This window comes from Brevibacillus sp. MS2.2 (assembly GCF_013284345.1).
Taxonomy (GTDB): domain Bacteria; phylum Bacillota; class Bacilli; order Brevibacillales; family Brevibacillaceae; genus Brevibacillus; species Brevibacillus brevis_C.
Genome location: NZ_JABSUZ010000055.1, coordinates 1 through 16962, shown reverse-complemented (window position 1 = coordinate 16962; position 16962 = coordinate 1). Strand labels below are relative to the sequence as shown.

Here is a 16962-nt window from a genome sequence, read left to right as displayed (position 1 = left end):
TTTTGCTAGGACACATGCTTGCTGCCAAGTCGGTCAAAAGATGAGGGGGAAAGCAAGTGGTTGTGTATCTTGATATCATTCTACTCCTGAATGTGGCTATTGATACCTTGTTACTCTGGTTTACTGCTTATTTTCGTAAAGAGCGCATGGTGTGGTGGAGAATGATACTTGCCTCTCTGTTTGGCTCCGTGTATCTGGTTTTTTTCTTTTTTCCTGTATTTTCTTCCATGTATCAATGGTGGGTCAAACTGCTCTTTTCAGTCATCATGCTGTGGATTGGTTTTGGGAACAGGAGGTTGTTGTCCTTTGCGCAAAACTTGATCATTTTTTACTTCGTCGCATTTGTGTTCGGAGGGGGAGTGCTTGGGCTACAGTATTTTTTGGCACCGCAGAGTGAAATTGTCAATGGACTGGTGGTCACGCATAATGATGGGTTTGGCGTTGGGTTCAAGCCTACTTTGGGGATTGTTCTGATTGGTTTTATCCTGATCTTTTTTCTCGGGAAAAAGAGCTACCGCGCAATCCAGGAGCCGCGAAGGATCGAAACCTTTCTCGTCGATGTTGTCGTTACGTTGGCAGGGGAAAAAGTCATTTGCCGTGGACTTGTGGATACAGGAAACCAGCTCCACGAACCGATTACACGCATACCCGTCATGATTATGGAGAATCGCATGTTTGCACATTTGCTTCCGCCGTCGCTTCTCCGACAAGCCGATGAAAACGGTGGAGTGTGGGAGAAGCTGGACGGATCTTGGGACCATCTGCCGCTGGAATGGCAGTCTCGGGTACGCTTGATCCCGTATCGCAGTGTGTCAAGAGGTATGGATTTTTTGCTCGCAATCAAACCAGACCATGTCATGGTCGTGCAAGACGGGATTCGTTTTGAAACAGAACGGGTGTTAATCGGGCTTAACCCGATCCCGTTGGCCGCTGACGGCAAGTATCAGGCCATCGTGCACCCAGCGATGATGGAAAATGATACAAATGAAACAACCTTTATTCTCAAACAGGAGGGCTAATCATGTATGTAAAACTTCGCCTACAACTCCAATTGACCTGGTACCGAATCTTGCTCTGGCTTGGTGTACGCGCCGAAGAAGTCTATTATATTGGCGGGAGTGAAGCATTACCTCCACCGTTGACCAGAGAAGAAGAGGAGCTGCTGCTCGGACGGCTGCCGTCTGGTGATCCGGCTGTCCGCGGAATGCTAATTGAACGCAATCTCCGTCTGGTCGTATACATCGCCCGCAAGTTTGAGAATACGGGAATTAACATTGAGGACCTGGTCAGCATTGGCACCATCGGTTTGATCAAGGCAGTGAACACCTTTGATCCAGACAAGAACATCAAGCTGGCAACCTATGCTTCTCGTTGTATCGAAAACGAAATCCTCATGTACCTTCGTCGCAATAATAAAATTCGTTCAGAGGTATCTTTTGATGAACCGCTTAACATTGATTGGGATGGCAATGAACTGTTGCTGTCAGATGTTTTGGGTACGGAAAATGACACGATCTATAAAAATATCGAGGATCAAGTGGATCGAAAGCTGCTGAAAAAAGCACTGGATAAGCTGTCTGACCGAGAGAGAATCATCATGGAGCTGCGCTTCGGCTTAGCGGGAGAAGAGGAGAAGACACAGAAGGATGTAGCGGATTTGTTGGGAATCTCACAGTCGTATATTTCGCGTTTGGAAAAGCGAATTATAAAACGGTTGCGAAAAGAATTCAACAAGATGGTCTAACGCATATTTTCCCAGCTTGGGGGGATACTGTTCCTAAACCGAAACAGATGGTGGTTTTTGCCACCTTCTTGGTCGGCTACGCGTCAGTTACGCGGCCTTTCAAGACAACCGGGTTAGGGACTTTTTTCTTGCTTCGAGGAGGGAAAGACGTGACGCGCAATAAGGTAGAGATATGCGGGGTAGATACCTCCAAGCTTCCGGTGTTGACAAACAAAGAGATGCGGGAATTGTTTGAGCGCCTGCAAAGTGGGGAGCTGGCTGCTCGCGAGAAGCTGGTCAACGGCAACTTGCGACTGGTGCTTAGCGTAATCCAACGGTTCAACAATCGCGGAGAGTTCGTGGATGACTTGTTTCAAGTGGGCTGCATCGGATTGATGAAAGCGATCGACAACTTTGATCTCGGACAAAATGTGAAGTTTTCTACGTATGCCGTACCGATGATCATCGGAGAAATTCGACGCTATTTACGGGACAACAATCCGATTCGCGTTTCCCGCTCTTTGCGAGACATCGCGTACAAGGCCTTGCAGGTGCGTGACAATCTGACCAACAAACATTCGAGAGAGCCTACCATTATCGAGATTTCTCAGGAATTGAACGTAGCCAAAGAAGACGTCGTGTTTGCACTCGATGCGATCCAAGATCCGGTTTCATTGTTTGAACCGATTTATCAGGATGGCGGCGATCCGATTTACGTCATGGATCAGATTAGTGACGAGAAGAACAAAGATGTCACGTGGGTAGAGGAAATTGCGCTTCGTGAGGGAATGCAGCGGCTAGGTGACCGAGAAAAAATGATATTATCCATGCGCTTTTACGAAGGAAAAACGCAGATGGAAGTAGCAGAGGAAATCGGTATCTCGCAGGCACAGGTCTCTCGATTAGAAAAAGCGGCAATTGCCCATATGCAAAAGCACGTTCAATCGTAAGGAGAAACGACATAGGCGACCCGGCGGTCTTGTACCGTTCGGGTTTTTTGTACGAGTAGAAAAGTTAGTTTTCCTTCGTCTTTACTTTTTGGCAAAGAAGCGGACATATTCCTCTTTGGACTCATATACTGAAAGTAACGGAGAAAAGAAGGTGAGGAAGAATGGTAAAAATCTCTGACTTCCAGACCAAAGAAGTGGTAAATATTCTCGATGGGAAACGTCTTGGGCAAGTTTCAGATTTGGAGATCGATCTGCGTCACGGTCGTGTAGAGGCAATCGTCGTACCGGGACCAGGCAAGTTTCTCGGCTTCTTTTCAGCCGGGAACGATTACGTTATACCCTGGCGTAATATTGTGAAGATCGGGAAAGATGTAGTGCTTGTTCGGATGGAAGAAGCACTTAAAGTTGAATCGAAAACTTCTGGTGGAGATGAATACTAACGCGTAAAGGGAGAAAGGCACGGATAGCCTTTCTTTTCTTTTCGGCTATGGTATGATTAGCCATATGAGGAAGGTGACAGCATGAGAGAACCATTTGTCAGGGTAGAGGATAAGTCAATCTTATCGTTAACAGAGTGGGAGCAACAATTTCCTGGATTAGTGGCGGGGTTTACCATTCGCTCAGGCGGGGAAAGTGAACAACCGTACGGGTCTTTTAATATGGGGCTACACGTGGGTGATGAATCTGCAAACGTAGTAGCCAATAGACGCAAGCTGGCAGAACAAGTCGGGATGTCTTTTACGGCGTGGACATGCGCCGATCAAGTGCACGGGAATCGGGTTTGTCAGGTCACAGCAGGCGGTGCGGGAAAAGAAAGTCTGGAGGACGTCATATCTGCAACGGATGGTTTGTTTACCCTTGAAAAAGGAGTCATGCTGACCTCGTTTTATGCAGATTGTGTTCCCCTCTATTTTCTGGATCCCCAATCGGGAGCAATCGGACTTGCGCACGCAGGCTGGAAAGGGACAGTAGGCCGTATTGCCGAGGAAATGGTGAAGGCCATGACGAAGCACTATCAAGCAAAGCCAGAGGATATCCGCGTCGCAATTGGCCCATCCATTGGCGGCTGTTGCTATGAAGTCGATGAGCGAATCATGACGCAGGTACGCATTTGTGCAGGCGAATGGGAAAAAGCAGTCATCTCCTCGACAGGGGAGCGGTATATGCTGGACCTTCGTCAGCTAAACACAGCGATAATGCTCGAAGCAGGCATTTCATCAGGGAATATTTTATCCACAGATTGGTGTACAAGCTGCAGAACAGACTTGTTTTTCTCTCATCGCAAGGAAGCCGGGATACAAGGGACGACTGGACGCATGGCTTCCTATATCGGCTGGAAGGAAAACCTGTAGAAGAAAGGGAAGGGTTCGTTATGACCAAGGAACAAGAATTGTTAAAAGAACGACTGCAATCCATCGAAGCAAGAATTCAGGCTGCTTGCGATCGGGCGAACCGCAAACGTGAGGAAGTAAAAATTATTGCCGTGACCAAGTATGTCGATGCAGATGCCATTGGGGACTTGCTCGCTGTAGGCGTAGAGAATATCGGGGAAAATCGCGTACAGGATGCCCTGCCCAAGCACCAGCTCCACGGCAATAAAGGGATCTGGCATTTTATCGGGCATCTCCAGACGAACAAGGCAAAAGAAGTCGTGGGACGATTTCCGTACATCCATTCTCTGGACCGACTTTCTTTGGCACAAGAGCTGAATCGACGCGGTGAAGCGTTGGATCATGTCGTAAAATGCTTTTTGCAGATCAATATATCCGGCGAAGAGACAAAATTTGGGCTTAGTCCCAATGACGTATTGGCTTTTTTGCGCGAAACCAGTAATATGAAACATATAAGTATCGTCGGATTAATGACGATGGCGCCTGTTGTCGAAAACCAAGAGGAAGCCAGACAGGTGTTCCGTGGCCTCTATGAGTGGAAGCAACGGATTAACGAAATGGCATTCCCTCACGCACAGGTGGAAGAGCTGTCTATGGGCATGTCTAGTGATTTTGAAGTGGCCATTGAAGAGGGAGCTACATATATTCGTTTGGGATCGGTATTGGTCAAGCCAGAGTAAAGGAAAACAGACCAAACCACGGAGTAAGAGAGGAGGAAGAGTATGGGTGTTATGAATAAATTGATGGGGTTTCTGGGGTTAGAGAACGAGGAATACATCGAAGAGACAACAACGGTGGAAGAGGAAAGAGAAGAGCAAGAGTCCTCGCAAAAACGCCAGCCAGCGATCGGCCGATCTAACAACGTGGTACCGTTTCAAGCACGGGAAAAGGAGGGAATCCGTTTGATTCTCTGTGAACCCCGTCATTACAGCGATGCACAGGATATCGCTGACAACCTGCGTCATCGTAGACCGGTTGTGGTCAACCTCCATCGCGTGGAAAAAGACCAAGCTAAAAGAATTATCGACTTTTTGAGCGGGACGGTCTACGCACTAAACGGAGATATCCAAAAGGTCGGAGACACGATCTTCGTGTGCACGCCTGACCATGTAGATATTCAGGGTACGATCTCCAGCGTATTGGAAGAGTAGCCAATTAAGACGAAATTAAAAGGGTGAGCAAATGTTTGCTGTCTTTTCGGTTTTAAACTTTGTTTTTACGGTATATCAATACATGATTATTGCTTACATTTTGATGTCATGGGTTCCTCAAATGAGAGGTACAGGCATCGGACAGTTACTGGAAAAACTGGTTGAGCCTTATTTGGCTCCATTTCGCCGGTTTATCCCACCGCTCGGCTTCATCGATATCTCCCCCATTGTCGCATTGATTGCACTGCGCTTTGCCCAATCTGGCCTGTTCGCCATTTTGCAACAAATCATGTAGGCGAGTGAAACGATGAGCATATTTGACCATTTTTCAAAAGAAGAACGTCCCTTTGTTGAACGGGCGCTGGAAATGCTGACGCAAGTAGAGCGGAAGCAGGCCATGCGCCTTACTGATTTTGTAGACCCGAGGCAGTTGATGATTTTTCAGAGTCTATCTTCCCAAGTAACCGATGTGAAGGTTTCTTCTTATGGAGGCTACGAGGGGGCAGAGCGTGTTCGGATTATCGTCCATCCGGAGTACCTTCCTGTCGAGCCTGAGGATTATCGCCTTACCTTATTGGCAATCAAGGCTGATCAGCGCTTTCATGTGCTGGAGCATCGAGATGTGATGGGGGCAATGCTGGGTGTCGGGATGAAGCGGGAGAAATTCGGAGATATGCTGACAGATTCAGCTGGGAGCTACGCGATTGTAGCAGAGGAAGTCGCTGATTTTGTCTGTGCGCAGGTGACGCAAATTCATCGGACATCTGTTCAGTTTGAGCGGGTAGCATGGGAGGCGTTCACACCACCTGCACCCAGGTTTGTAGAGAAAACGATCACCGTGCCTTCACCGCGGATTGACGCGATCATCGGAGAAGTACACAATATGTCTCGCGCAAAAGCATTGGTGCCAATTCGAGCGGGAAAAGTAAAAATCAACTGGAAAGTAATCGAAGACCCATCTTATCAACTTCAGATGGGTGATATGGTGTCTCTAGCGGGCTATGGTCGGTTCAAAATTCTTGAGGTAGCAGGTCCAACACGCAGCGGAAGACTTCGCATGATTGTCGGACTGGTTACATAAGATGGACCATGGCGCAAAAAATTGTAAAATACGGCAGGAAACACTGCTAATCCTGTCGAAATGATTGAATACGAATTATCGGGAAAAGTGGGGGGTTCATGTGCCATTAACGCCGTTGGATATACACAATAAGGAATTCAGCACAGGCTTTCGCGGGTATAACATTGACGAAGTGAATGAATTTCTCGATCAGGTGATCAAAGATTTTGAGCTCTTGATAAAAGAGAAAAAAGAACAGGAAGAACGCGTAGCCATTTTGAATGAACGCGTAGATTACTATAAGAGCTTGGAAGAAAATTTGAGCAAGTCGATTCTGGTGGCGCAGGAGACAGCGGAAGACGTGAAGTCGAATGCCCGCAAAGAAGCGCAGCTCATCTTAAAAGAAGCCGAGAAAAATGCAGACCGAATTGTCAATGAAGCACTGGCGAAGTCGCGCAAAATCGCAATCGAAATCGAAGAATTAAAAAAACGTGCTTCGGTTTACCGAATGCGCTTTCGGACACTTTTGGAAGCACAGTTGGAAATGCTGGAGAATGGCGATTGGGATAGCATTGAACAGCCACAAGTTGATTCGCCTGTAACAGTTGAATAAATCATTGACGTTCGAGCAATGATGGTATTATAATGAAAGACAACTTTTTCGAAACAAAGCACTTATCGTAGTTAAACAGGCTTATCCAAATCATAGACGATGAACGGGAAGAGTACGTGAGCCAGCACTGCCTAGAGAGCCGGGAAAAGGTGAAAACCCGGCCAGTTGCTTTCGCAGAAAATCACCCGGGAGTTCAATATCCGAAAGCCCAGAAAACCTTGATGGTGAAACAGGTGAGTAAGTGAGCGTGTCATTCCCGTTACGAATGAGTGAAGTGGAACAAATCCGATGAAGGCTTTTTGCCGTACGGGTTTGTTCAATCAGGGTGGTACCACGGGAGCTTTCTCTCGTCCCTTTTATGGGATGAGTGAAGGCTTTTATTTATTTAAGGAGTGAATCAGGCCATGGATTACAGCAAAACCTTAGCGCTACCAAAAACAGATTTCCCCATGCGCGGAAATTTGCCAAGCCGCGAGCCACAGATGCAAGCGGTATGGGAAGAGCAAAATATTTATCAACAGGTGTTAGATCGTACGAAAGACCGCCCGTCTTTTGTCTTGCATGATGGCCCTCCGTATGCGAATGGAGACATCCATATCGGTCACGCACTGAACAAAATCCTCAAGGACTTCATCGTTCGCTACAAATCCATGGCAGGCTTTTATGCGCCGTACATCCCAGGCTGGGATACACATGGTTTGCCGATTGAGCAAGCGATTATCAATGCACAAGGGCTGGATCGTCGCAGCATCGAAGTGAACGATTTCCGCCAGCGCTGTGAAGAGTATGCTTGGTCCTACATCGACAAGCAACGCGACCAATTCAAGCGTCTGGGCGTTCGTGGAGATTGGGAAAACCCTTATGTAACACTCCTGCCTGAGTATGAAGCCAACCAAATTCGCGTATTCGGCGAAATGGCGAAAAAGGGTTATATTTACAAAGGTCTGCGTTGCGTGTACTGGTCTCCGTCCTCTGAGACGGCTCTGGCTGACGCAGAAATCGAATACAAAGACAAGCGCTCTCCTTCTATTTACGTCAGCTTCCAGGTAGCAGATGGAAAAGGCAAGCTGGATACAGAAACAGGCGTTGTTATCTGGACAACGACTCCGTGGACATTGCCAGCAAACCTTGCAATCAGCCTGAACCCTGAACTCGAGTACAACGTAGTGAAGGTAGATGGCCGCAAATTCCTCGTAGCCAACGGTCTGATTGAAGCTGCGAGCAAAGAAATTGGCTGGGAAGGCGTAGAGATTCTCGCGACCTTTAAAGGTCAAGATCTGGAAGGCGTAGAAACGCAGCATCCGTTCTACGATCGCAAGTCTCCACTCATCCTGGGTGAGCATGTAACCTTGGATGCAGGTACTGGTTGCGTTCATACTGCTCCAGGACACGGGGAAGATGACTTTAACATTGGTCAAAAATACAATTTGGGTGTCCTTTGCCCAGTAGATCACGAAGGTAAAATGACCAACGAGGCACCAGGCTTTGAAGGTCTGTTCTACGAAGATGCCAACAAAGTGATTACAGAAAAGCTGAAAGAAAACGGAGCACTCTTGAAGCTCAATTTCTTCACCCACTCTTACCCACATGACTGGCGTACGAAAAAACCGGTTATTTATCGCGCGACAGAGCAATGGTTCGCGTCTATCGACGGATTCCGTACACAAATGCTCGAAGCGATTAAAAATGTAAAATGGATTCCGCATTGGGGAGAAACTCGTCTGGCAAACATGATTGCGGATCGTGGCGACTGGTGCATTTCCCGTCAACGTGTATGGGGTGTTCCGATTCCAATCTTCTATTGCAAATCGTGTAACGAACCGATCATTAACGACACGACAATCAACCATGTTGCTGATCTGTTCCGCAAAGAAGGATCGAAAGTATGGTTCTCCCGTGAAGCAAATGAGCTGGTTCCAGAAGGGCTTTCTTGCACCAAATGCGATTGCAAGGATTTCCGTAAAGAAACGGATATTATGGACGTTTGGTTCGACTCTGGTTCCAGCCACCAGGCTGTTTTACGCGAAAGAGGCATTGCTTGGCCAGCCGACATGTATCTGGAAGGCTCTGACCAGTATCGTGGCTGGTTCAACTCTTCTCTCTCGACGGGTGTTGCCGTGTATGGCACAGCTCCTTACAAATCCGTCCTGAGCCACGGCTTTGCATTGGATGGAGAGGGACGCAAAATGTCCAAATCCCTCGGTAACGTCATCGTGCCTCAACAAGTTATTGACAAGATGGGCGCAGACATCTTGCGTCTGTGGGTAGCTTCTGTTGATTATCAGGCTGATGTGCGGATTTCCGATGCGATTCTGAACCAGATCGCTGAGGTGTACCGCAAAATCCGCAATACGTTCCGTTTCCTGTTGGGTAACCTGGATGGATTTAATCCAGCAACAGACCGCGTAGCGTACGAAGAGCTGGGAGAGCTGGACCGTTATGTTCTGGCGAAAGCGGCAAAAGTCGCGAAGCGTACACGCAAAGCGTACGATGAATATCAGTTCCATACCGTTTTCCATGCTGTTCACAACTTCTGCGTCATTGATTTGTCCGCGTTCTATCTGGACATTTGCAAGGACCGCCTTTATGTAGAAGCGCCAGATAGTCTGAAACGACGCGCTGCACAGACAGTGATGTACGATTGCTTGCTCAATCTGGTGAAGCTGGTTGCTCCACTGTTGCCGCACACAGCCGATGAGGTGTGGGCGTTCATTCCAGGCGTGGAAGAGAAGAGTGTGCAGTTGACGGACATGCCAGAAGGCGATGAACAACATCTCAGCTTTGCAGCAGAAGCAGAGAGCAAATGGGATGCGTTCCTGGCGATTCGTGACGAGGTTCTCAAAGCCATGGAAGAAGCGCGCCGCAACAAGGTGTTCGGTAACTCCGTTGATGCGAAGCTGGCTCTGTACCCACAAACGGAAGAAGTTGCGAAAACATTGGCAGCAATGGACGATCTCGCTGACCTGTTCATCGTAGCTCACGTGGATGTACACAGCGGTTCTGCTCCGGCAGAAGCAGTACAACTCGAAGGAATTGCTACTGTGGTTTCGGCCGCAGACGGTGGTAAATGCGAGCGTTGCCGTGTAGTGAAACCGGATGTTGGCACTCGCGAGTCGCACCCGTCGCTCTGCGTGCGTTGCGCAGATGTCGTAGAACAACATTACGCACATGTAACAGAATAAAAATCGGTTGATTAACCTGTCATTCCCTTTGGGGGTGGCAGGTTTTTTGCTGTGATAGGCCATATGCGAACCACCAAAACGGCCATGACCGTTTCGTGGTCATATTTCCTACGGGACCAAGACATACTACCTGTTGAGGAAACCAAACAAAGGTGGTGTACAGCGTGGACCAAAAGATGGTGGCCAGCTTCCGGGAAAAGCTGCTGGAACAGAAAAAAGAACTGGAAGACCGCGTACAGGACCATTATGGCATGAGAGAACCGATGACAACCTCTTTGCAAGAGTTTGCCATGTACGATAATCATCCGGCAGATATCGGCAGTGAGATGTTTGAACGGGAAAAAGATTTGGCCCTAGACAGTCTCGATCGTGAGACATTAAAAGAGATTGATCAGGCGCTACTGCGTATGGAGGAAGGCACCTACGGCCTCTGTACGGTCTGTGGAGAGCAAATACCGGTGGAGCGACTGGAAGCACTGCCTCAGGCACAAACGTGCAAGGAGCATGCACCAGCGCCGTCAATCAACGAGTCACGTCCGATCGAGGAACAGTTTTTGCAGCCGCCTTTCGGACGTACATCTCTGGATGAAAAAGAAGGACAGAACGGATTCGATGGTGAGGATGCTTGGCAAATTGTCGAGTCATGGGGGACATCCAGCACGCCTTTCTCGTACCAGGAACCCGATAAAACGGATTACGACGAAATGTATATCGAGAGCAATGAGCCGGATGGCTTTGTAGAAGCTGTAGAGGAAATCGGTTATACCGATATTGAGGGCTATCACGGACCGGACAGTGTGCATTTTATGAGAAGCGGGACGTATGAGGAGTACATGAGAAAAGGAGAAGGGAAAGGAAATTTCCTCTCGTATGACGATTACGAGGGAGAGCAAGCAGAACGAGAGGGCATGGATGACTACTCATGATCAGGTAGCGGTCTTTGACCTGCAAATTGAGCGCGTGGAAACGTATCCGCTTCTACAACGTCTATCGCAAGCTTACGGCGATGCAAATGGGTATAAGCGTTATCGAACCAGTTATCTCATTCGGATAATCACGAGGGCTGGAATCGATGGCTGGGGAGAAATTATCGATTGGCTGCCGACGCTCCATAAGGGCTTTTGTGAGCGCATCATCCCGTACTTGTTGGGTAAGCAGGTGGATAACAGAGTAGCCATAGTCGATGTCATAGGAAAGTGGCATCAGCGATCAGCTTCAGGTGTCAGTATGGCACTTACGGAAATTTTGGCGAAAGCAGCGGGGCTATCTGTGTGTCAACTGTGGGGAGGCCAGATTCATTCTGGCATCCCGGTATATGCTTCCCTCCAATCTTACCGTGAAACAGCAGACTGGATGCAGCAGTCATGGAAGCAAGTCAGCCAGCAAGTCGACGATGGGTTCAAAATGGTGAAAGTAAAAATTGGCGGGCGCTCTGTTCAAGAGGATCAGACGCATATCGAAAAACTGATGAATTTGCTACCGGAACAAGTTCACGTAGCGGTAGATGCCAATCAGAGCTACGACTGTGCGACTGCAAGGAAGTGGGAAGGGCTTTTTTCCCGTTATGGCAATTGGCTGTGGCTGGAGGAGCCGATGCCCATGGATCGCACAAACGAATATGTCAAGCTTCGTGCAGCTATATCCATTCCGCTTGCTGGAGGAGAAAACTTGATTCGCTGCGCACAGTTTTTGCCTTTGTATGAGGGCGGGGCCATCGATATTGCTCAGCCTGACCTGATGCATACGGGGGGCATTGACGATTATCGAACGCATCTGCAAATGGCCCGTCAGTTTGGCTATCGCGTGTCTCCACATTCCTTTGACGGATCACTGGCACGATTGTATACGTTATTTGCACAGGCGTGCTTGCTGGCATGGACCAAGATGGATAGCCATCCGATTGAGCCTGTCGAATGGGACGTTATGGAGAACCCGTTTACACAATTGTTTCCGCTGCGACCCATAAATGGCGAAGTGACGCTTCCTACTGGCGTGGGAATAGGCATTGAACCTGACTGGGAGATTATTAACGCGTTGCGCTGGGACGGTAGCGCTTATGCGTAAGACAAGGAGTTTCGTATGGCACAAAATGCGAAAAACCTGATTGGGCTCGTCGGGGTTCCACTCGTTATGGTGCTGGGCAACTCGATGCTGATCCCTGTACTGCCTACAATGAAAACAGAAATGAAGCTCACCGCTTTACAGTCGAGCTTGTTGATCACCGCTTTTTCGATTGCAGCAGGTATTGTGATCCCTTTTGCCGGCTATTTGTCGGATCGATTTGGGAGAAAAATCGTCATTATCATCTCCCTTGCTCTGTATGGTCTGGGTGGTTTGGTCGCAGGGCTTGCCGCGTTGTGGATAGATCAACCTTATATGGCTATCATGGGAGGGCGTGTCTTGCAGGGGATCGGGGCCGCCGGTACAGCGCCCATCGCGATGGCATTGGTAGGGGATCTGTTCGATGGCGCTTCGGAGAGTAGGGCATTGGGGCTCTTGGAGACATCCAACGGGATGGGAAAAGTATTAAGTCCGATTTTTGGCTCCTTGCTTGCTCTCATTTCTTGGTACATGGTCTTTTTAGCTTTTCCAATTATTTGCGGTGTCGTCCTCCTGATGTTTTTATTTCTGACCAAGGAAAAGAAACAGGATAAGAAGCCGCTCCCCGTTAAGCAGTACATGCATTCGATCGCGCAGGTGTTTAAACAGCATGGAAAATGGCTTGTCCCCGCGTTTTTTATTGGGAGCATCTGCTTGTTCACGTTGTTTGGGGTACTGTTTTACCTGTCTGACTTATTGGAGGAAAAATATAAGATTGATGGTGTCATCAAAGGCTTCTTTTTGGCGATTCCCTTGCTCGTGATGAGTATAGCGGCCTATGTGACAGGAATCATTATCAAAAAGAAGCTGAAGCTGATGCGTTTGTTTGTGATAATCGGCATGTTTTTGCTGGCTACGTCTTACATTCTGGCCAGCTTTGTCAAAGGGGCTTATGTCCTCATAGGCATTTTGGTCATCGGTAGCGTGGGAACGGGGATGATTTTACCATGCTTGAACTCCATGATCGTTGGGGCCGTACAAAAAACAGAGCGGGGTATGATTACTTCTTTGTATAGCGGTGTCCGTTTTATCGGTGTTGCGATTGGCCCGCCTATTTTTACCTGGTTGCTCGGAATTTCTCGGACGGTCATGTTTCTATCGATCGCAGGTTTATCGCTCGTTTTCGCTGTGCTTGCGATCTTTTTCTTGAAGCCCAAGCAGGTAGAGCAGCAAGGGCAAGGGGCAAAAGACAGCGAGACGAAAGGGTGGCGGCAAATATCAGAGGTACTGGGAATTGAACCAGAAACGGTACACGAGGTACAGCGTGAGAGCGCCATCGAAAAGTACGGCTTTGATCCCAATGAGCTCGTCAAGCGTGTGTTGTCTGGAAAGAAGGAAAAGGAAAAACAATAAACAGGCTGTCTCTGTCGGTCATTCTCACCGAATACAATATCGGGGAGCGACAGGGACGAGCCTGTTTATGATGGTTAGGACTCCGCAAAGGGATGACGTAAAGCTCGTTCAAGTGCGAGCGGGTACACATCATCTTGGAGAATGCGGCTAAACTCCTGATTGCCTTTTAGATTTCGCGGAATATCCGCAAACACAATGGTGGCAAGCACGTCTGAGCCGCTTGGCTGGTTTGTATAATGTGCTACCTTCGCGATATAAATATCTTTTCGCATCGAGTCGTCGATGGTGTACTGTCCGATGCGCTCAATCCCTTCCAGAATGGCGCCGGTTTCTTCATAGACCTCACGAACTGCTGCCGCCAGGCTGTTTTCACCCGCTTCTACTTTTCCCCCTGGTAGCTCCACGCCGCGTGTACGATGGCGAGTAAATAACAGCTTTCCTTGATAAAAAGCGAAGATCAGCACGTGACCTGCTTGGTGGTTACGATACTCTTCGGAGGAAAAGGTTAGCTTGACAGGTAAGCCAAAATCGTCGTAAAAAGCGTACATGCAAAGCTCTCCTTCTACAGGCTCATTGATCTGTTATTTTGGATTTGCAAGGAAATATGCTTGACCGCCTTCATCGCTTGACCAGTTGCCAGTGACAAACTCGCATAAGCGGCTCCGTTGCTCACATCTCCGACTGCGTAAATCCATGGAGAGTTGACGCGTTGATACGAATCCGTTTGCAAATAGTCATCGCCAAACGTGTCCAAGCCCTCGAGACCCGCTGTGTTTCCATGAACACCAATTCGCGGCAGAATCCAATCGACTACGATCGTCTCTGGATTATCTGCGCGCGTAGAGATGAGTGTCAGAACCGTCCGTGCCTCTTCGTCCTGATAGTCACTTACTTGTGTTTCCCACAGGACTTGGATGTTGGGGAGGCCTGTGATTTTCTTTTGCCATTCGGGACGAGCACGCCACTCATTGCTCCGAACCAACAGATAGACTTGTCGGGCATGAAAGCTCAAATTTGCTGCACTCTCTAATGCACGATCTCCTCCGCCAATCACGGCGATGTCTTGCCCGGCGATGGTGTGCGCTTGGGCAGTTGTAGAAAACCAAGGCGACAGGACGCTCGGACAATCAGCGAGGGCCGGTATTTCATTCCAGCCGACTCCTGTGGCGATGAGTAGATAGTCGACACGATAAACGGATTTCGAAGTGATTACCTGTTTCGTCTCCCGATCAATGGAAAGAATGGCTTCGTTCAATCGTATGTTTGGCTGCTGGATGAAAGGATGTGCAATCAGTACCTTTACAAGGGCAGCTCCCTGGTCATATACAAGGGGCGGAAAGTCGGTAATCTCGTTGTAAATGTGATGCAGTTGGCCGCCGAGTCGATCCGTTTTTTCGATAAGAAGACAAGAAAGACCTAATCGTTGGCACCATATTGCTGCGGACAACCCTGCGATGCCGCCACCTACGATCAGCACCTGTATGTGTTCCACTCTCAAGTCCCTCCGATTCCCTTATTCATCTATCTGATTTTCCTCATTTTTAGACTACCTGTTTCGATTCGCAAGTGCAAGAACTCAGAGGGAAAACCGCTCGAGTTGAATCGGCAGGATTCTACATTTTGAAGGCATTTTGTGGTAAAATGGGACGAAAGTTTTCCAGAATATATTGAAAATGAAAAGCCCAAAGCACTATGGACCCTGTGATTTAAAAAAGGAGTGAACCGAACGTGCAAGCCAAGAATGACAAGCCTCAAGCTCCTGCAAAACAGCCTCGTAAACGGATCAAGCGTGGCCAGCGAAGCAAGCGGATGTATCTGCTCTTGGCGGGTTGCTTGTTCCTCTGTTTGTTGGCTGTAGGAGCAGGCTTCGCCCTCAACCAGTTTAACAAGACACTGGACATCGTAACGGAAGACCCTTACAAGCTGCCGGATCAACCTGTAGTAGAAAAGCCGTACGAACAAAAGAAATCAATCGCCTTTGTCATTGTCGGGGTGGATACGCGCAAAAACATCGGCATGTTGAACACGGATGTTCTCGTCGTCGCAGTCGCCAATCCGGTTACGCAAAAGCTGAGCATGGTATCGTTGCCTCGTGATACCCGGGTTCAAATCCCAGGCTATCCTGGCTACCACAAGGTCAATGAAGTATTTGCATTAGGGGAAAATATCAGGAAAGATGCGGAAATCAAAGGAAAGCCTGTTACAGAAAATGGCATGACGATGCTCAAAAAAACATTGAATCACATGCTGGGAATCTCGGTTGAGCATTACGTGCAGCTTGACTTTGAGGGCTTCACAGCGGTCATTGACAAGCTGGGCGGGATTACGGTTGACGTAGATCGCGATCTCGTATATGAATTGCCGAAGCAAGGGGTATACCGTAATTTGAAAAAAGGGAAACAAGTATTGAACGGAGAGCAGGCACTCGGCTTCGTCCGTCATCGCATCGACAGACGTGGAGACGCTTACAACTCGAGCGACTTCGATCGCAACCGTAGACAGCAGCAGGTGATTCGTGCCGTGGCAGAAAAGAGCATGTCGATGGATGGATTAACGAGTTTGACAGCTGTGCTGGATACCGTTGGTAAGCATATCAAAACCGACCTCTCGACAGACCAAATTAAAGGATTGGCACTCGATTTTGCCAGCTTTTCGTCAAGCAACATGGTTACTTTGGATAATGGGGCGATCTGGAGCTCTCCGTATTCCTTGTGGCCGAGGGAGAACATGCAAGCGGTTCGAACTGCCCTGCAAACAGAAGTGGGTGTAGCTGGATCGAGCGAACAGCTCAGTGATGCAGCCGTAGCGGAAGTAGCCAAGGTCGAAATGAAAGCGGAGAAGAGAACGCCAGCTCCGAATCCCAAGCCCACGACAGGTACAAAAGAGCAGCCAAAAACACAAAAACCAGCCACACCACCACCAAATACGGCTCCAAAACCAACACAGGAGCCTGTAACAGCGCCGACTGTACCAGATGGAAATGGCGGCCAATCCCATCCTGAGCCAACGGACAGCAACATGCCACCACCAGATATTTTGGCTCCACCTGCACCAGCGACAGATAGTGCTGATGTAGGGCAAACTGGATGATCATGAGCACACCCCCCAGGCAAAAGCACATATTCTATTGTACATAGACAGTCTTGCCTTTGCTGGGAAGGGAGTGCGGAAGTGATGAAAAACCTGCAAGAGACCATGAAACAGTTGCAAAAAGCATCCGAAAGTTTGTCCAAGCTCGGCTTTGACCCAGATCATCCATGGAAAGCATTGAGCCAGATGGGACAAATGCTGGATACGAATTTTTGGGAGAATATCGCGACGCTCAACAAGCAAGCAGCACAAAAGACGGCCACCGCCGCCGCGCCAAATGTACCACCCGTGAAAAAGGGAAAAAAAAAGACGAAGGAAAAATCGATGCGTTTCGGGCAGGTAGACGATT

17 protein-coding genes, 1 pseudogene and 1 other annotated feature are annotated in these 16962 nt (G+C 48.5%); of the genes and pseudogenes, 16 read left to right on the top strand and 2 right to left on the bottom strand.

Going from position 1 to position 16962, the window contains the following annotated elements; all coding sequences use genetic code 11:
* Positions 1-56 precede the first annotated feature (56 nt).
* The 14 genes from spoIIGA to HP568_RS28065 all read left to right on the top strand — a co-directional run bounded on the left by spoIIGA (position 57) and on the right by HP568_RS28065 (position 13523).
* On the top strand, positions 57-1019 hold the full coding sequence (gene spoIIGA, locus HP568_RS28130) for a sigma-E processing peptidase SpoIIGA (protein ID WP_173630831.1): 963 nt from the start codon (positions 57-59) through the stop codon (positions 1017-1019).
* A 2-nt stretch (positions 1020-1021) separates the two neighbouring features.
* Positions 1022-1744 (top strand): RNA polymerase sporulation sigma factor SigE, encoded by a 723-nt coding sequence (gene sigE, locus HP568_RS28125; RefSeq protein WP_007717727.1) that lies wholly within the window; start codon positions 1022-1024, stop codon positions 1742-1744.
* A gap of 149 nt (positions 1745-1893) precedes the next feature.
* Positions 1894-2673 carry an RNA polymerase sporulation sigma factor SigG gene (sigG, locus tag HP568_RS28120; protein ID WP_007717728.1) on the top strand — a complete coding sequence of 260 codons (780 nt, stop codon included), beginning with the start codon at positions 1894-1896 and terminating at the stop codon, positions 2671-2673.
* 161 nt (positions 2674-2834) lie between these two features.
* Positions 2835-3113 carry a YlmC/YmxH family sporulation protein gene (locus HP568_RS28115; RefSeq protein WP_048033741.1) on the top strand — a complete coding sequence of 93 codons (279 nt, stop codon included), beginning with the start codon at positions 2835-2837 and terminating at the stop codon, positions 3111-3113.
* A gap of 81 nt (positions 3114-3194) precedes the next feature.
* Positions 3195-4025 (top strand): peptidoglycan editing factor PgeF, encoded by an 831-nt coding sequence (gene pgeF / locus HP568_RS28110; RefSeq protein ID WP_173630830.1) that lies wholly within the window; start codon positions 3195-3197, stop codon positions 4023-4025.
* A gap of 20 nt (positions 4026-4045) precedes the next feature.
* Positions 4046-4744: a YggS family pyridoxal phosphate-dependent enzyme gene (locus HP568_RS28105; protein ID WP_173630829.1), complete on the top strand. Its 699-nt coding sequence runs from the start codon at positions 4046-4048 to the stop codon at positions 4742-4744.
* A gap of 42 nt (positions 4745-4786) precedes the next feature.
* Positions 4787-5215, top strand: a complete 429-nt coding sequence (locus HP568_RS28100; RefSeq protein ID WP_048033738.1) for a cell division protein SepF — start codon at positions 4787-4789, stop codon at positions 5213-5215.
* Positions 5216-5246: 31 nt separating this feature from the next.
* Entirely contained in the window at positions 5247-5510 is a 264-nt protein-coding gene (locus tag HP568_RS28095) for a YggT family protein (protein ID WP_048033737.1), read from the top strand.
* Between the two features lie 12 nt (positions 5511-5522).
* Complete coding sequence (locus HP568_RS28090) at positions 5523-6296, top strand: YlmH family RNA-binding protein (protein WP_048033736.1); 774 nt, start codon at positions 5523-5525, stop codon at positions 6294-6296.
* A gap of 100 nt (positions 6297-6396) precedes the next feature.
* Positions 6397-6888 (top strand): DivIVA domain-containing protein, encoded by a 492-nt coding sequence (locus HP568_RS28085; RefSeq protein WP_007717747.1) that lies wholly within the window; start codon positions 6397-6399, stop codon positions 6886-6888.
* A gap of 90 nt (positions 6889-6978) precedes the next feature.
* Positions 6979-7246, top strand: a binding site (T-box leader).
* Between the two features lie 46 nt (positions 7247-7292).
* Positions 7293-10070 (top strand): isoleucine--tRNA ligase, encoded by a 2778-nt coding sequence (gene ileS, locus HP568_RS28080; protein WP_048033735.1) that lies wholly within the window; start codon positions 7293-7295, stop codon positions 10068-10070.
* A 152-nt stretch (positions 10071-10222) separates the two neighbouring features.
* The gene (locus tag HP568_RS28075) at positions 10223-10996 is read left to right on the top strand and encodes a TraR/DksA C4-type zinc finger protein (protein ID WP_048033734.1); all 774 of its coding nucleotides are present in this window, start codon (positions 10223-10225) and stop codon (positions 10994-10996) included.
* Positions 10983-12134, top strand: a complete 1152-nt coding sequence (locus HP568_RS28070) for a mandelate racemase/muconate lactonizing enzyme family protein (protein WP_173630835.1) — start codon at positions 10983-10985, stop codon at positions 12132-12134. Before HP568_RS28075 ends, HP568_RS28070 begins: the two co-directional genes overlap by 14 nt.
* Positions 12135-12149: 15 nt before the next feature.
* Positions 12150-13523 carry an MFS transporter gene (locus HP568_RS28065; RefSeq protein ID WP_173630828.1) on the top strand — a complete coding sequence of 458 codons (1374 nt, stop codon included), beginning with the start codon at positions 12150-12152 and terminating at the stop codon, positions 13521-13523.
* 74 nt (positions 13524-13597) lie between these two features.
* Here the strand turns inward: HP568_RS28065 and HP568_RS28060 are convergent, their stop codons facing one another.
* Together HP568_RS28060 and HP568_RS28055 are read right to left on the bottom strand one after the other, a co-directional pair.
* Positions 13598-14071 carry an NUDIX domain-containing protein gene (locus HP568_RS28060; RefSeq protein ID WP_173630827.1) on the bottom strand — a complete coding sequence of 158 codons (474 nt, stop codon included), beginning with the start codon at positions 14069-14071 and terminating at the stop codon, positions 13598-13600.
* A 14-nt stretch (positions 14072-14085) separates the two neighbouring features.
* Positions 14086-15015: an NAD(P)/FAD-dependent oxidoreductase gene (locus HP568_RS28055; protein WP_173630826.1), complete on the bottom strand. Its 930-nt coding sequence runs from the start codon at positions 15013-15015 to the stop codon at positions 14086-14088.
* 236 nt (positions 15016-15251) lie between these two features.
* On the opposite strand from HP568_RS28055, the gene HP568_RS28050 reads away from it, so the two are divergent.
* Both HP568_RS28050 and HP568_RS28045 read left to right on the top strand, forming a co-directional pair.
* Positions 15252-16613, top strand: coding sequence for an LCP family glycopolymer transferase (locus HP568_RS28050; protein WP_173630825.1), 1362 nt, complete (start codon positions 15252-15254; stop codon positions 16611-16613).
* A gap of 84 nt (positions 16614-16697) precedes the next feature.
* Positions 16698-16962: pseudogene (locus HP568_RS28045) on the top strand (Hsp20/alpha crystallin family protein); the annotation flags it as partial.

Bases quoted from the DNA above. Each gene is read 5' to 3' on its own strand.
- sigE (WP_007717727.1), top strand. From the start codon at position 1,022: ATGTATGTAAAACTTCGCCTACAACTCCAATTGACCTGGTACCGAATC.
- HP568_RS28115 (WP_048033741.1), top strand. From the start codon at position 2,835: ATGGTAAAAATCTCTGACTTCCAGACCAAAGAAGTGGTAAATATTCTC.
- pgeF (WP_173630830.1), top strand. From the start codon at position 3,195: ATGAGAGAACCATTTGTCAGGGTAGAGGATAAGTCAATCTTATCGTTA.
- HP568_RS28105 (WP_173630829.1), top strand. From the start codon at position 4,046: ATGACCAAGGAACAAGAATTGTTAAAAGAACGACTGCAATCCATCGAA.
- HP568_RS28100 (WP_048033738.1), top strand. From the start codon at position 4,787: ATGGGTGTTATGAATAAATTGATGGGGTTTCTGGGGTTAGAGAACGAG.
- HP568_RS28095 (WP_048033737.1), top strand. From the start codon at position 5,247: ATGTTTGCTGTCTTTTCGGTTTTAAACTTTGTTTTTACGGTATATCAA.
- HP568_RS28090 (WP_048033736.1), top strand. From the start codon at position 5,523: ATGAGCATATTTGACCATTTTTCAAAAGAAGAACGTCCCTTTGTTGAA.
- ileS (WP_048033735.1), top strand. From the start codon at position 7,293: ATGGATTACAGCAAAACCTTAGCGCTACCAAAAACAGATTTCCCCATG.
- HP568_RS28070 (WP_173630835.1), top strand. From the start codon at position 10,983: ATGACTACTCATGATCAGGTAGCGGTCTTTGACCTGCAAATTGAGCGC.
- HP568_RS28065 (WP_173630828.1), top strand. From the start codon at position 12,150: ATGGCACAAAATGCGAAAAACCTGATTGGGCTCGTCGGGGTTCCACTC.
- HP568_RS28060 (WP_173630827.1), bottom strand. From the start codon at position 14,071: ATGTACGCTTTTTACGACGATTTTGGCTTACCTGTCAAGCTAACCTTT.